Consider the following 14,421-nt stretch of genomic DNA (forward strand, 5'->3'; position numbering starts at 1 on the left):
TACCTTCGAATGAAGGCTACGAGATGTTAAAAAAGGAATATCTTGAAAACCCCTCCAAATTAAGCATGCTTTTTAATTCCGAAGGCAAACAAAAAAGCCCCGTAAAAACGGAGCTTTTCTTTTTAAAGATTTGAAAGGATTATTCAGCTAAACCCAGAACTTCAAGTCTTTCTTTCGCTAGAAGATATCTTGCGCGGACATCTTCAATTTGCTCTTGAGTTAACTTCTTACCAAGGGTACGAAGACCGCCATCAGCGTCATTATGGTGAATACCATAAGCAAACTTAAGGTATTCCATAAGCAGCGGCTGAGCATCAAGATATGAGATAGAATTCATAGCCTGAGAAATTTTGTTTGCCTCAGCCCAGTCGCCATTATTGACATACTCTTGCATAGAAACACTAGCTTTTGGGAATATACAACCTACACCGGTAATACCACCGCATGCGCCAGCAAGTCCTGCATGTACAGTTACAGTGTCAACACCTGCCAGAATTTTTAAATCTTTGTTCTCTAGCATCAGCGTTTCAATAGTTGAAACATCTGTCGTTGATATTTTAAGAGCCGTTACTTCAGGTAGAGCAGCAAGTCTTCTAAGAATATCAGTTGAAAGCGCATGATATCCGGCAGCATCTGGGTTGTTGTAAGGCATAATGGTAATGCCAGCTTCTTTTGCAGCTATTGCAGAAAGCTCATAGTAGGCATACATTTCTTCATCAGAAGGAACTTCCTTCGTTTTGGGTGGCATCACCATCACGGTATCCACACCAACTGTCGCAAGTTCTGTAACTATCGTGGCAAGCTCTTCTTTAGTTTCTGCCGCAGCGCCACTGATTAATGGAACATTATATTGTTTAGCAACATCAGAAAGGGCTTTAAGTAAAGCAAGACGCTGTGCAGAGCTTAGGTAGCTATTCTCACCCAGAGTGCCTGAGCCGACAAGTCCACCCATTCTGCTTCCGCCTTTGCCTTGAACTTTCAAAATATCTGCAGCGTATTTTTGGGTTGCTTCAAGGTCTATTTCAACGGCACCGGATTCTGACTCTTTTAGCCATGTAAACACGGCCGGCATAACCGTATAGCGCCAATCTGTGTTATTTGTTTCCATCATATTACCTTTTTATTAAAAATTACATCATACAGGGCTTATTGTATAAAATATACCAAACAAACCACATAAGTTAAACCCCTTTGGCAAATCTAAGCCTTATTGGTAACAAACAGCCTGTGAATATGCTTCTTCATTAGATCCCCTCTTCGATAATGCACCTTTAGGTGTAGTTTGACCGTCCGTGGCATGCTGAGAGATATAGAAGTCATCATGTTCTCTTTCGTAGCACAAAGGTTGCTTTACTCACAGGTAAGCCCTAATTTCTTAAACACTGAATTGTTTACATATTCAGCAACAAGCTAACTCTACCACGAAGCGCTAGACTTTCACTAAGTACAACAAAGTGAATTAGCCTTGGAATGAAGGCTGATTACATTTATTTTAGGGTTGGTGTTACCAAGTAGAGTGTTTGAACTTGTAGCTTCGTAGTTATCCATCGCCTGCAGCGGGGGGATGTGCAGACACTGCTGCGAGACGTTGTATTGGGTAATTGCTGCTTTAACTTAATTGGCAATACCACAAAGTGATCAAGCCTTTGAATGAAGGCTGGTTACATTTTTTCTGAACTGTGGCTTTGGGTAAGTATGTTCAGTCTTGATGATTTATCGCTATCAATCGCCTCCAGCGGGGGATGTGCAGACACTGCTGAAGCTCGCCGCTAGTACCTCCGTGTAGGCTCAACGAAAACATCCCTGTTTTCGACGGCTTCAGCCGTATCTGCACTCGATAATTGGTGTACTTATTTAGATTTGTATTGTTGGTACCTAACACGGAAATGCCCCTTTATTAGTTACAGGCAATAAGCAGGAAAGAACTGTGAAGAGTCAGTTGGCCTACTTTTACTAATCGATAAATGGCAGTCATTGATCGCTTTGATTCAACATCAATACCAATGCTAACTTTGCTCATTTCTGTGAGCGTTTATCCAGCAATACTTTTGTAGAGTACTGATAAATCAATAGCTTTTCTGCAGCAAAAATTAAATAATAGGTTTATTAAATGTGCATGCGCGTTTTCCCAAATATACGCGCATGCGTACTTTACAAATGTTATATTTTTCTGGAGTCCCGTATGTTGCATCAAATTGAAAAGTGGATTGATCAGACGAACATTGAGTACCAAGAACAAAGGATTTCGTGCTCTAAATTCTTTGATGAATTCAAAGGTTTTTATCCTTTAGAGTTCCTTCAGCAATCATATTTTGTGATTGTCGATACTATCCCCAAGCCTAACTTTCCTGAGTTACGCCAAATGGGGTTAGGTGACTTTATAGATATGGAAGTGCACGGAATTACGTACAAAAACACTTATTATGTTCTTCCTCAGCTGGCATCGGATTTGCGCTTACATTTTCACGAACTTGTCCATGTTGCACAATGGGGGCATTTAGGTGCAATACCATTTATGGAGCGCTATATAACTGAAATTCAAACTTCGGGATATCACGAAGCACCTTTAGAGAAAATGGCATACGCTTTTGATGCTCATTTTACAAAAGGTGGCGAGAAAATAGATGTTCCTAATTATGTAGTACAAAAAATATAGCAAGGTGTTTAAATCGAACTAAAACGGTGGGTTACGTTTCGCTTTGCTACACATTTTAACCCACTATTTTAGTCTGCTTAATGCGGCGTTAGTTTCCCAAAAGAGGTAAAACATGGATGTCAAAATCTGGGCATTACTCATATCTATACTTGCCTTCAGTTTATCTTTGATAACTTTTATTCGCACGAATGTTTGGTTCTCAATGGTTTTTAATGCAAGGATGCTTTCATTTAAATGGAGCGAAAAAGATAATCGAGATCAGTGTGAATGCAAGTTCATCCTTTCATGCTCTGGAAATCAGAACATCTATATCGATAAGGTTTATCTTAATAAAGGAGATACAGACATTGTTTCATCAGACTCCCTGCCTTCAGATGTCAAAGTACTACTAACTCCAGGTGAGATTAAGGAGTTCATGTTTACGGCAGATACCTCCGCATTTAGCCATGGGGAAAATCACACATTTGTGTTTACTTTGATTTCTCCAAATGCAGACCAGTTCCACTCTGCTTTATCGATGAAAACAAAAGAGCAGTATCGTAGAAGTATTATTGTTGAGGCAGAGTCATTTGGTAGTTCTAGGTTCGCCCTTAGCTCGTTCAACTTAATTGATATTCTCAACCTTAAACAAGCTCGAGCACGGCGTAATGGAAACTAACAAGAGTAATCAGGCTAGCCCGCTGTTACTAGCGTTACCGTATATCCACTTTCCATACTTTCCCTAATAAGAGTCATCACTTTAAGAGCTTTGACTCTAACTAAATTCTGTCCAAAAATGAGCTAGCGAACGATGGAACTATCTGTGATCACCAAGCAATTCTGTCGTATCTTAATTACCAAGCAACTTTGTCATTGCTGTAACTACCAAGGGAAATTGACGTAACTCTTTTTTTGTGTCTTCTGAATAAATAAATTCAAAATTCAGAGGGCACTAAGGATGTTTTACATGGACTCCCAATCCCAATTCACTGTCGATATTATTTGTAAGGTTATCGATGGAAGGATCAGCATTACTAGTGCTACTACACTGCTCAATAAGTCTAGAAGGACGGTCGAAAGATATCTAAATCGCTACCGTAAAGAAGGTATTCGATTTGTTATTCATGGTAATAAAGGCCGCTCTCCAGTTCATAAAATTGCTAACTCGCTCAAAGAAGAAGTTCAAAATCTTATACAAACCAAGTATTACGATTTCAATTTACAGCACTTAGCTGAGTTGCTGGAGAAGAATGAAGGCATTTCTATCAAGCGTGAGACCTTACGTTCGTGGGCACATGATATTCATCATGTGAAACGCGCTAAACGTCGTAGAAGCCGTGTCAGAAAGTACCGACCACGTATGGAATCACCAGGTCTAATGCTTCAAATGGATGGTAGCCCTCATCGCTGGTTTGGGGAAGAAAAGTCCTGTTTAATCGCTATGGTAGATGACGCTACCAGTGATATACATGCCGAGTTTTTCCCTTCTGAAACAACTGAGGGCTGTATGAGAGTTATGAAAGCTTATATCGAAAAGCGCGGGATCTTTAAAACCTTATATGTCGACAGGGCGGGTATTTTTGGCGGCCCTAAACGCAGTAATTTTTCGCAAATGCAGCGTGCCTGTGAAGAGCTCGGTATTGAAATTATCTTTGCTAACTCTCCACAGGGAAAAGGACGAATTGAACGTTCCTTCGATACCTTTCAAGACCGTCTTGTTCCCGAACTCAGGCTACACGGCATTACAGATATGGACGCTGCGAATAGTTACTTACAAGGGACGTTTATTCCTAACTATTGGGATAAAAATATCACGGTTCAATCCAAAACGATTAGCTCTGCCTTCAAACCATTACCTCCAGAGTTAGACTTAAATGCGATTTGCGTGCAGAAAGAATATCGCACAATACGACGTGACCATACCTTTAGCTTCGACAACAAAATGTATGTTATCGACTCCCCAATTCGCTATTCCATAGAAAATCAGAAAGTAGAAATCCGCTGTCAGTTTGATGGAACCTTCTCAGCATATTTCGGCCACCGTAGACTAGATATCACGGAGCTTGTTGAACCACGAAAAACTCATGAGTATGGGATGGAGGTTCAACGAAAAATCGAGGCTGTAGAGCTTGCTCAGCAATTGGGTAGCATTGCTAAAGCAGCCAGGATTATCGGTTGTTCACGTCAAAGTATTTATACCTACCAACAGGTATTAGAAGCTGAAGGGCCGATTGGTTTAAAGCGGATCAATAAACCCTTAAAGCGCAGTAAAAATAGTATCCCAGAAAGCACAGAGAACAAAATAATCGAACTGACACTAGAAGATCCGCATTCCAATGCTTTGCAACTAATGAAAAGTCTCAAACAAGAGCATGACATCAGCGTTAGTAGCTCTACTATTCAAAACATTTGGAAGAGAGAACAGCTTAATACTAAGGCGCTCCGACTCAAGAGGTCGCAAGCATTGAATATCGATGTGTGATGCAAATTATTAGTGGTGGGGGTAGACTGTACTACTACGACAATTTTGACTGGTATTTATCCCGTCAATTTCCCCTAGTAATGACAAACATCTGAGATAACTAATTCGGAAGGATGATGATTCAGATGTCGGTACGGCTGTGGGCTTAGGTTTCAAGGATGAAACCGCAGAGCGGCCATGGATGGCTTTATAGCGTCCCACAGAAGTAGTGACATATGAGCTGACTGCGAACTGTAGCCTTTCTTCGTATCCTCAGTCTTCTAATAACATCCGTGTTTAACGGCCAGTTCGCTATCCCTCGCTTTCGCTTATTAGCGCATGGCTTCGCCATATTCGCCGTGGTGAATAGCTTTTGTCCAATAACGAGTTATGGTTCTAGTGTAATGGCATAGCTAATTAACCCACTTAATTCTAAGCATAAAAAACCTGCACAGTGCAGGTTTTTTCTGATGCTAAAACCAAGGCTCAATTACTTAAGCGGCTGGTTTTTCTCTGCAAACTTATTAAAAATGGCATTGAAAGACAAAGAAGCGCCATGAGCGATTTTGTCTGATAGCTTCTTCTTAAGCTGATACTGTACCTTAATCACAGTGCGCTCATTGGCAAGTTTCATGATGACATCATCACTAGTGGCGATTTCATCAACTAAACCAAGCTCAATCGCTTGTTGACCATACCAATGCTCACCTGTTGCCACTTTCTCAAGATCTAAATCAGGGCGGTATTTGGCAATAAACGCTTTAAAGAGCACATGAGTCTCTTCCAGCTCTTTTTGGAACTTTTCACGTCCTTCATCAGTGTTTTCACCAAAGATAGTCAGAGTACGTTTAAAGTCGCCTGCAGTGTGCTGTTCGTAATCAATATCGTGCTTTTTCAATAAACGATTAAAGTTAGGCACTTGAGCTACCACACCGATTGAACCTACGATAGCAAATGGAGCTGAATAAACCTTGTTAGCAACACAGGCCATCATATAACCGCCACTGGCAGCCACTTTGTCAACACAGATGCTCAAAGGGATCTCTGCTTGTCTTAAACGGTCAAGCTGGCTAGAGGCTAAACCATAGCCGTGAACCATGCCACCACCACTCTCAACATTAACAATCACTTCATCGCCTTTCTCTGCGATAGCTAAGATAGCGCTGATCTCTTCACGCAGTGACGCCACTTCACCGGCGTCGATACTGCCCTTAAAGTCAACAACAAACACTTTAGGCTCAGCTTCTTCAACCTGATCCTTTTGCTCTTTCTCTTTGGCTTTCTCGTCAGCCTTTAATTGCTTCTCATAGGCTTTGAATGCTTTTTTAGATAATAACTCTTCTTTTAAGTCATGCTTCAATAATGCTAGGTTTTCGCTTAGGTTGGTTAACTTAAGCTCGCCCTTTTCAGCTTTCTGCTTCATAGAAGACGCTAGGACAACAATCACTACCGCAATTATCGCCGCAACAATAGTAACCGCTTTGGCCAAAAACAAACCATATTCGTACAGGAATTCCAAAATACTCTCCAGCTAGACCAATTCACTCTTCAATTTGCAGCTATTCTAGCAGCCTATTTAGCAATAAAACATGGCAATAAAAAACCCAGCTTTCGCTGGGTCTTTTTTTACACAATTATAGGTTTTGTTGTGCGTACGATAGTCCGTCTTATTGTGCGCAGGGGGCCACTACATATTGTGCAGCTTCGCCGGTCACTAGACCTAAGAAGATAGTCGGGCTATCGGCCTGTGGAAGACCTGCACTGTATGAGAAGAACGCAGCCTGAGTTTGCATCTCTACCGTTGCAATATCTTCAAAACCGTCTGTTACCCCCTCTACTGGCGATGGGTCGACTAGCGAGCTGTGGTGGCCTTTAGAGAAACGAACAGCTCCTGAGCCAACAGTTGTGCTATCAATACATGCAAGCCCTAGGTTTGCAATCAAAGGTTCTGTACCTGAAGTAGGGAAACCTGCAACACTATTAGGTAGTGTCTGATCAGGAAGACTGTTTGCTCCATCACCGACAACTTCAATTAAGTGAAGTGGAAGTCCAGTAGCCTTAAGCATAGCTGCATGGTTAATCGGATCGGCACTATCAACAGCCGTTTGAACGGCAAATGCAAATGTAGGTAAGAACGCATCATAAACTGACTTAACTAACGCATCGTATTCAGGCGTATCAGGTAGATAACCTAAATCTTTGTTCGCTTCATCGACTAACGCCATAAATGCTTCTGTCGTCACGATGTTTTCAAACAGCATAGGACCAAATGTAGCAGAGCCGATAAAGGTTCCAGCAAATCCACCCGATGGGGCGACGAGTGACGTAGCATTAAGTTTATAAACGTGGCTTAAATCAGCTCCAGATGGATGAGTAAGACCAGTGCTAGCGTAAGTCGCAAAGTTAGTACCAACGATAGCGCCTAGACTCAGACCTTGTGCACTAAATTGATTAACATCGAATAGTTGAGGCGCTTGTAACGCCATTAGCTTGCCTGCATAGCCAGTAAACGCTGCGCGAAGGGCTAAATGATCGAATGTAGCCTGACGGAAGTTATCACGTACTGTCAATGTACTACCAATATTAATAAAAGCTAACGGATCGCCCATTGAAAATAGAACATCATCACCAATCACTGCACCATAGGCTGGATCCGTTGCCGAAACGGTATAAGCACCAGGAACCAGCAAGCCCTTACCAAATGAGCGTGCGCCGTGAAGTGGCATATCGATTGCGATTGTCGCCACGCCAAGCTCACCATAAGTGCCCGCAAAAGCGAACGCCATCTCCTTACCACCGCCTAAACCATGCATAGCAATAGTTACTGGCCAGCCAGTAGCAGGCGCTGGTGCGAAGTTTGGCACTGTCATTTGTACAGGTACCACTTCGTAATTTTTAATCTGTGGAATTGGGTTAAACTTGGTTAAATGTCTCGCCTTATCAACCGCGGTGCCATCATCTAACATCCAAAGCTTACCCGCAAGTTGTGAAGGATCGCTCAGCGCGGCTACAGGGTCTTCAATTCCATTTTCTATTGCTTGAGCAAAATAGTTCTCTTGGCTCAAGCTGCCGCTTTCAAGCGCCTTTAATACCGAAACAGGACTGTCATAAGCCGCTGACCAAATACCGTTAATCGTTGCATTACCTTCAGCATCTAAACAGTTGGTTGATGAACAATCGCCATAAATCGGTAACTTTATCGCAGCGGTCCAGACATTTACCTTACTGGCACCTTCATAGGCGGGGTGCTCTGGTGGCATCATCAAGGCTTGTGCCAATGTATGGCCGCTGTCCGTTGGCGCTTGAACGAACTCTGGCATATAGCCAGGTTGGCCAGCAATCAACAGTTTAGAGACTTCATACACATCAGCAACAGACTGAGTCGTAAACAGGCCTGAATAGCTAACAGAGTCAGTATCAACACCAGCTCCAGCCATGCCTTTCTCATAACTGTTTACAGCCGCTTGCAGTGCTAACTGCTCGGGTGTTTGCAGTGGCTTAGTTTCAATATCAAGCTTTAGTAAGCCATAAGTTGAAGAGCCAGCAATAGAGCGGCCCGCTGAATCTTGAATTAAATCAGTGGTGGCATAGATATAGGATTGGTTGGCTTTAAGTGGCTTTAATGGAACAATGACAATAGAGTTACCAGAGGTTGTCGTCACGAAATCAACACCGAACTGCAGCTCTGCGCCAACCTTACAGGCTGTAATATCTGGCAGTGCTTTACACTCTGGATCCGATGATAAGCCGCCACCAACTGTGGCTTCAAACATCTTTACCGCACCTGGTTGCTCAACCGATGCTTTGCTTAATGTCAGCATCGCGCCATCGTTATCCATGGCAGGTGCCACTGCGATACTGATTGGGGCGGTTGTCGACCAACCGTCTAGCGCGCCAAGAGCGATAGTTGGATCGGTGTAATCACCATTTTCTTCACTTGGCGCGTCTGGATCATCACTTTTAGGAATATTAATGGTACCGTCAGTTGTACCACTAAAAAGAATATCATTCGGTAGTGGGAGTTCACCTGCCCCCGGATCAAAAACGATAACTGACTGAGGAACCAATGGCTCAGTTTTATCCACTAATTCATTATAACTGTCTTCACTACAAGCGGTTAAACCCAATGCAGAGGTGATTGCTACGCCCAAAAAGAGTTTTTTCATCTTTTTTCCCCAAATCTTGTTGTAATAATTTTGTTTTCATTTAGAAATTGGTCACAATAGTCGACAATGTATAACCAATAGGACTTATTGTTAGTCCTTAACTGAGTTCAAGTTAACGTAAAATTATTGACTTAGCTACAATTTTGTTACAACCGACCATCGATTGAGCGAGTAAAAATTAATCGTTTGTTTTAAACGGCTGTTTATCATATCAGCGACTCTAGAAGTGACGGGCGTTTGAGCTCTGAGGAAGTATTAACTCATGTTGGAATATCAAGCAGCAAAAGATCTATTAAAAGACAAAACCATTTTAGTCACTGGCGCAGGAGACGGCATAGGTAAGGCCGCGGCAATCAATTTTGCAAAACATGGTGCGACAGTTATTTTACTCGGCAAGACAGTAAAGAAATTAGAAGCTGTATATGACCAAATTGAACAAGCGGGTTACCCGACTCCTGCAATTGTTCCACTCGATTTAAAAGGCGCTACTGAACAAAACTATAAAGATATGGCCGACACCATAGAAGAACAGTTTGGTCAGCTAGACGGTCTGTTACATAACGCCAGCGTATTGGGTGTATTGGGTCCGTTTGAGCATATGACAATGACGACGGTAAATGAAGTCATGCAGGTTAATGTGATTGCTGAGATCATGTTGACTAAGGCTATGCTGCCTGTAATGCGTAAATCACCGAGCGCATCACTGCTGTTTACCTCTAGCAGTGTTGGCCGCCAAGGCCGCGCATACTGGGGCGAGTATGCGATTTCAAAATTTGCCACAGAAGGCATGATGCAGTCTCTTGCTCACGAATATGAAGGAACGAATGTTCGTGTCAACAGCATCAACCCTGGCGCCACACGCACAGGCATGCGCGCTAATGCCTACCCTGCTGAGAATCCGCAAACACTAAAAGCACCAGATGAGATCATGGCAACCTATTTGTACTTAATGGGTGAAGACTCAAAAGAAGTGAATGGCCAGCAGTTAAACGCTCAATAAGGCGTTATTGCCCATAACAGAAAACAAAAAGGCCGCTAAATAGCGGCCTTTTTTATCGATAAACGGCAAGCCGATTAATTAGCTACGCTGACGCGTTGGCTTTGGCTTACCTGTAGCCACTTTATGCTTATGTACAGCGCGCTTAATTTTTGCACTACGTACTTTATTACGCGCAACACTGTGTTTATCAGTGCCCAGCAATGTACGAGTCTCTTCGTCCATACCCGCTGTTTTACGTAAGTAGTTCACTTCTTCAATTGGCAACTCAATCCAACCACCACGTGGCAGAGCTTTAGGCAGTTCAATCATACCGTAACGAATACGGATAAGACGGCTTACCTGAACTTCCTGAGATTCCCATAGACGACGAACTTCACGGTTACGGCCTTCAGCTAAGCTGACGTGCCACCACTTATTCATGCCTTCGCCACCAGCAGCTTTAACTTTGTCAAAGTTTGCAGGGCCATCTTCTAAGGTTACGCCCATGCGTAAACGTTGAATACAAGCGTCTGTCACTTCACCAAACGTACGTACAGCGTACTCACGCTCCACTTCATTTGACGGGTGCATTAGGCGGTTTGCTAGTTCACCATCAGAGGTAAACAACAATAGACCTGATGTGTTGATATCCAAGCGTCCTACAGCAACCCAGCGTGAATCGCGGGTTTTTGGTAGACGGTCAAATACCGTTGGGCGTCCTTCAGGGTCTTTACGACTACAAATTTCACCTTCAGGTTTGTGGTATGCAATAACACGGCAAACCACATCTTCTTCAGAACGAATTGAAACTGTACGGCCATCGATACGGATCTTTGCGTCAGATTCAACGCGATCACCTAGGCTTGCAATTTCGCCGTCAACACTAACTCGACCTGCAGCAATCCATGCCTCCATCTCACGACGGGAGCCATGGCCTGCACGGGCCAAGACTTTCTGCAATTTTTCACTCATTAGTAGACTCTTCTGTTTTTTCGGTCACGCTGCTCTCAACATGGAACAACGCATCCAATGATTTGGCATCTGTCAGAGGCGGAAGATCCGCTATGCTGTCAATGCCAAAATAAGCTAGAAACTCGGTAGTGGTTGCATAAAGTGCCGGTCTTCCCGGAACCTCTTTATGGCCAACGACTTTAATCCAATTTCTATCGTTTAAACTTTTGATAATGTGGCTGCTAATCGCAACCCCACGAACAAACTCTATGTCACCGCGGGTGACAGGTTGACGGTAGGCAATCACCGCCAAGGTTTCTAAAGTCGCACGCGAATATTTCGGTGCTTTCTCTTGCCATAGCGGTTGTAAAAAAGGACTCAATTCAGCCAATGTCTGAAATCGGTACCCTCCAGCAACCTTAACTAATTGTACACCTCGATTGTCATAATCGAGCTGTAACTCTTCAATACATGCCTTAATTTTAACCCGCGACACATTAAAGTTAGACAATACCGTCTCTTTTAATGCCTTTATCGTCATCGGCTTGGCTAGCACAAATAGGCTAGCCTCAATTAACTGCTTAAGCTGATCTGGATTTATCTGAGACAATCAGTACGCCCTAACATGTATAGTTGAAAACGGCTCAGCTTGTACAAGCTCAACCAGCAATTCCTTAACCAGCTCCATCAATGCTAAGAAACTCACTACCACACCACTTCGCCCCTCTTCAAAATCAAATAGGGCCTCAAATGGCAGGTAAGTTTCGGCGTTGAGTTTAGCCAAAATCTGCGTCATACGCTCACGAGTCGATAAGACTTCTCGTACCACATGATGACTTTCGGTTGCTTCAATGCGCTTTAATACTGACGAAAATGCTCTAGCAATCTCAGTAAGCGATACCTCTGGAGGTAATAGCTCTGGTTTAATGTTGTCGGCTGGAATGGCTTTGGCCTGAAACAGGTCTCGCTCCATCCTAGGCAGCTCATCTAACTTTTCCTGCGCTTCTTTAATCACCTCATAAGCTTTTAGCTGACGGATTAGCTGCGCCCGAGGATCTTCCTCATCTTCATGCTCAATCTCGGGTCTTGGCAGTAACAAGCGAGACTTAATCTCAGCTAAGGTAGCTGCCATTACTAGGTAATCAGCTGCAAGCTCAACACGTGCCCCCTGAAGCAGGTTAACGTATTCAAGGTATTGTTGCGTCACAGAAAAAATTGGTAAATCAACAACATCAAGCTTCTGTTTGCGGATTAAATAAAGAAGAAGATCTAATGGTCCTTCAAAAGACTCAAGAAAAACCTCCAGCGCTTCTGGAGGAATAAAAAGGTCTTTCGGCATCACCTTAAACGGTTCGCCTCGAACAACGGCTAAAGGCAATTTTTGCTGAACGCCCTCCATCCGTAACACCCTCTATTTTCGCAAACGCGCGATTATACCTGTAAATGCTATTTGATTAAAGCTATTGCCGCTGCCATTTATTGATAACAGCGGCGGGCGCTCTAGAGGAAGGGAGTCACGTCACCTGCACCTTCACGAATGACTTCTATTTCGCCATCTGAAAGGTCGATAACTGTTGTTGGTTTCTCACCTAAGTAACCACCATGAATAATCAAGTCTACTTGATGCTCAAGGATGTCACGAATGTGCTCAGGATCAGACTCAGTAAACTCCTGGCCTGGTAATATAAGGCTGGTAGACATCAAAGGCTCGCCTAGGGCTTCTAACAGTGCCAACGCAATCACGTTGTCTGGCACACGAATACCGATAGTCTTTTTCTTCGGATTCTGCAAACGCTTAGGGACCTCTTTCGAAGCTTTAAAAATAAACGTATAGGCGCCTGGGGTATTTTGCTTCAGCAAACGATAAGCTTGATTATCGACACGGGCATAGGTCGCAAGTTCTGACTGATCACGGCACATAAGCGAGAAGTTATGGTCGTTGTCGATCTGTCTAATACGAGCAATTTTACTCATCGCATCTTTATCGCCAATCAAGCAGCCTAATGCATAGCCAGAATCGGTCGGGTAAACAATTACTCCGCCGGTTTTAATCACGTTTACGGCCTGGCTAATTAAGCGTACTTGAGGATTCTCCTCATGCATATAAAAAAACTGACTCATTGTACTACCTTCCATTTATCTGACTGCCAAACCCAATCCACTCCTTGGGGTTGGAACATATTTTTACCGATCTCAATCCAGCTACTCGGGAAATGAAAATCGCTACCTAACGAGCAAGTCAGGCCGTTATTAATGCTGAGCGAGATCAGGTTATTACGATCGTCTATCGTTTGTTGACCCAGTACCACTTCCATCGCATCGCCGCCCGACTCTTTAAACTCGCGAACTAAACGCTTGAGCCACTTTGCAGATAACTTATAACCGCTTGGATGTGCAAGCACAGCAACACCACCCGCTTTATGGATAATTTCAATAGCACTGGTCATGTCTCCCCAATTATTAGGAACATAACCAGTCTTACCTCGCGCCAAATATTTCTTAAACACATTGGCCGTAGTGGTGGCGTAACCTTGCTCTGCTAACCAACGAGCATAGTGTCCACGGCTAATAGCGGCCTCGCCAGCAAAGCCTTTAGCGCCTTCATAGGCGCCCTCGATACCTGCCTTCGCTAGTCGCTCGCCAATTTCTTTGGCTCGACTCGATCGTAACTCACGTTGATTAACTAAAAATGCGGCCAACTCGACATTATCGATATCAAGATTAAGCGCAACGATATGAATATCGAAATTATTCCATCGAGTAGAGATCTCAACACCATTAATCAGCTCTAGTGGGGTCTCATGAGCTTGATTAAACTCATGTGCTTCTTTAAGGCCATCGGTGGTGTCATGATCGGTAATGGCAAACACCTGCACGCCTTTACCTATTGCGCGGTCAATGAGTTGTGACGGGGTAAGTTGACCGTCGGATGCGGTCGTGTGGCTATGTAAATCAACCAATTTAAAGTCTGTGATATTTTCATCGTTCATGGGCATATGATACTTGAGTTTATCGATGAAAGGTGATTTTAATCCGGTTTTTAGCAATTTACTCTTAGTTCACTGCTCGAACTGATATCAGCTTTTAAGCAATATCAACTCGCTAAAAAATGATAAACAAAGCATTACCACAGATAAGACTTACAATATTAAGCCTAGTGAAACATGCTTTTTAAATGGCCGTTTTCAATCAGCTACAGCCTACATATCCACTTCACTAATTAAGTAAT

The 14,421-nt window shown here is 43.2% G+C and carries 12 protein-coding genes; 4 read left to right on the top strand and 8 right to left on the bottom strand.

The window, feature by feature from the left end:
* Nucleotides 1–139: 139 nt before the first annotated feature.
* On the bottom strand, nt 140–1,108 hold the full coding sequence (locus K5Q73_RS16415) for a dihydrodipicolinate synthase family protein (protein ID WP_220759551.1): 969 nt from the start codon (nt 1,106–1,108) through the stop codon (nt 140–142).
* A 1,074-nt stretch (nt 1,109–2,182) separates the two neighbouring features.
* On the opposite strand from K5Q73_RS16415, the gene K5Q73_RS16420 reads away from it, so the two are divergent.
* The 3 genes from K5Q73_RS16420 to K5Q73_RS16430 all read left to right on the top strand — a co-directional run bounded on the left by K5Q73_RS16420 (nt 2,183) and on the right by K5Q73_RS16430 (nt 5,117).
* On the top strand, nt 2,183–2,656 hold the full coding sequence (locus tag K5Q73_RS16420; protein ID WP_220759549.1) for a hypothetical protein: 474 nt from the start codon (nt 2,183–2,185) through the stop codon (nt 2,654–2,656).
* A gap of 112 nt (nt 2,657–2,768) precedes the next feature.
* Nucleotides 2,769–3,314: a hypothetical protein gene (locus K5Q73_RS16425; RefSeq protein ID WP_220759548.1), complete on the top strand. Its 546-nt coding sequence runs from the start codon at nt 2,769–2,771 to the stop codon at nt 3,312–3,314.
* A gap of 279 nt (nt 3,315–3,593) precedes the next feature.
* Complete coding sequence (locus K5Q73_RS16430; RefSeq protein ID WP_220759547.1) at nt 3,594–5,117, top strand: ISNCY family transposase; 1,524 nt, start codon at nt 3,594–3,596, stop codon at nt 5,115–5,117.
* A gap of 469 nt (nt 5,118–5,586) precedes the next feature.
* Here the strand turns inward: K5Q73_RS16430 and sohB are convergent, their stop codons facing one another.
* The gene (sohB, locus tag K5Q73_RS16435) at nt 5,587–6,615 is read right to left on the bottom strand and encodes a protease SohB (protein ID WP_220759546.1); all 1,029 of its coding nucleotides are present in this window, start codon (nt 6,613–6,615) and stop codon (nt 5,587–5,589) included.
* A gap of 148 nt (nt 6,616–6,763) precedes the next feature.
* Nucleotides 6,764–9,262 (bottom strand): VolA/Pla-1 family phospholipase, encoded by a 2,499-nt coding sequence (locus K5Q73_RS16440; protein WP_220759545.1) that lies wholly within the window; start codon nt 9,260–9,262, stop codon nt 6,764–6,766.
* A gap of 262 nt (nt 9,263–9,524) precedes the next feature.
* Here K5Q73_RS16440 and K5Q73_RS16445 point away from each other — a divergent pair, with 262 nt between their 5' ends.
* Nucleotides 9,525–10,262, top strand: coding sequence for a YciK family oxidoreductase (locus K5Q73_RS16445; RefSeq protein ID WP_220759544.1), 738 nt, complete (start codon nt 9,525–9,527; stop codon nt 10,260–10,262).
* 78 nt (nt 10,263–10,340) lie between these two features.
* Here the strand turns inward: K5Q73_RS16445 and rluB are convergent, their stop codons facing one another.
* The 5 genes from rluB to K5Q73_RS16470 form a co-directional block, all read right to left on the bottom strand.
* Nucleotides 10,341–11,213, bottom strand: coding sequence for a 23S rRNA pseudouridine(2605) synthase RluB (rluB, locus tag K5Q73_RS16450; RefSeq protein ID WP_220759543.1), 873 nt, complete (start codon nt 11,211–11,213; stop codon nt 10,341–10,343).
* Nucleotides 11,206–11,802, bottom strand: a complete 597-nt coding sequence (gene scpB / locus K5Q73_RS16455) for an SMC-Scp complex subunit ScpB (RefSeq protein WP_220759542.1) — start codon at nt 11,800–11,802, stop codon at nt 11,206–11,208. Before scpB ends, rluB begins: the two co-directional genes overlap by 8 nt.
* The gene (locus tag K5Q73_RS16460; RefSeq protein ID WP_220759541.1) at nt 11,803–12,591 is read right to left on the bottom strand and encodes a ScpA family protein; all 789 of its coding nucleotides are present in this window, start codon (nt 12,589–12,591) and stop codon (nt 11,803–11,805) included. It lies immediately after the preceding gene.
* Nucleotides 12,592–12,692: 101 nt separating this feature from the next.
* The gene (locus K5Q73_RS16465) at nt 12,693–13,313 is read right to left on the bottom strand and encodes an L-threonylcarbamoyladenylate synthase (RefSeq protein ID WP_220759540.1); all 621 of its coding nucleotides are present in this window, start codon (nt 13,311–13,313) and stop codon (nt 12,693–12,695) included.
* A complete protein-coding gene (locus K5Q73_RS16470; RefSeq protein WP_374706870.1) occupies nt 13,310–14,188 on the bottom strand; it encodes a PHP domain-containing protein in 879 nt (292 codons plus the stop codon). Before K5Q73_RS16470 ends, K5Q73_RS16465 begins: the two co-directional genes overlap by 4 nt.
* Nucleotides 14,189–14,421: the final 233 nt, after the last annotated feature.

The organism is Shewanella sp. MBTL60-112-B2, assembly GCF_019655055.1.
In the GTDB taxonomy this organism is placed as follows: Bacteria; Pseudomonadota; Gammaproteobacteria; order Enterobacterales; family Shewanellaceae; genus Shewanella.

Bases quoted from the DNA above. Each gene is read 5' to 3' on its own strand.
- K5Q73_RS16425 (WP_220759548.1), top strand. From the start codon at position 2,769: ATGGATGTCAAAATCTGGGCATTACTCATATCTATACTTGCCTTCAGT.
- K5Q73_RS16470 (WP_374706870.1), bottom strand. From the start codon at position 14,188: ATGCCCATGAACGATGAAAATATCACAGACTTTAAATTGGTTGATTTA.
- K5Q73_RS16420 (WP_220759549.1), top strand. From the start codon at position 2,183: ATGTTGCATCAAATTGAAAAGTGGATTGATCAGACGAACATTGAGTAC.
- K5Q73_RS16460 (WP_220759541.1), bottom strand. From the start codon at position 12,591: ATGGAGGGCGTTCAGCAAAAATTGCCTTTAGCCGTTGTTCGAGGCGAA.
- K5Q73_RS16415 (WP_220759551.1), bottom strand. From the start codon at position 1,108: ATGGAAACAAATAACACAGATTGGCGCTATACGGTTATGCCGGCCGTG.
- K5Q73_RS16430 (WP_220759547.1), top strand. From the start codon at position 3,594: ATGTTTTACATGGACTCCCAATCCCAATTCACTGTCGATATTATTTGT.
- K5Q73_RS16440 (WP_220759545.1), bottom strand. From the start codon at position 9,262: ATGAAAAAACTCTTTTTGGGCGTAGCAATCACCTCTGCATTGGGTTTA.
- rluB (WP_220759543.1), bottom strand. From the start codon at position 11,213: ATGAGTGAAAAATTGCAGAAAGTCTTGGCCCGTGCAGGCCATGGCTCC.
- K5Q73_RS16465 (WP_220759540.1), bottom strand. From the start codon at position 13,313: ATGAGTCAGTTTTTTTATATGCATGAGGAGAATCCTCAAGTACGCTTA.
- K5Q73_RS16445 (WP_220759544.1), top strand. From the start codon at position 9,525: ATGTTGGAATATCAAGCAGCAAAAGATCTATTAAAAGACAAAACCATT.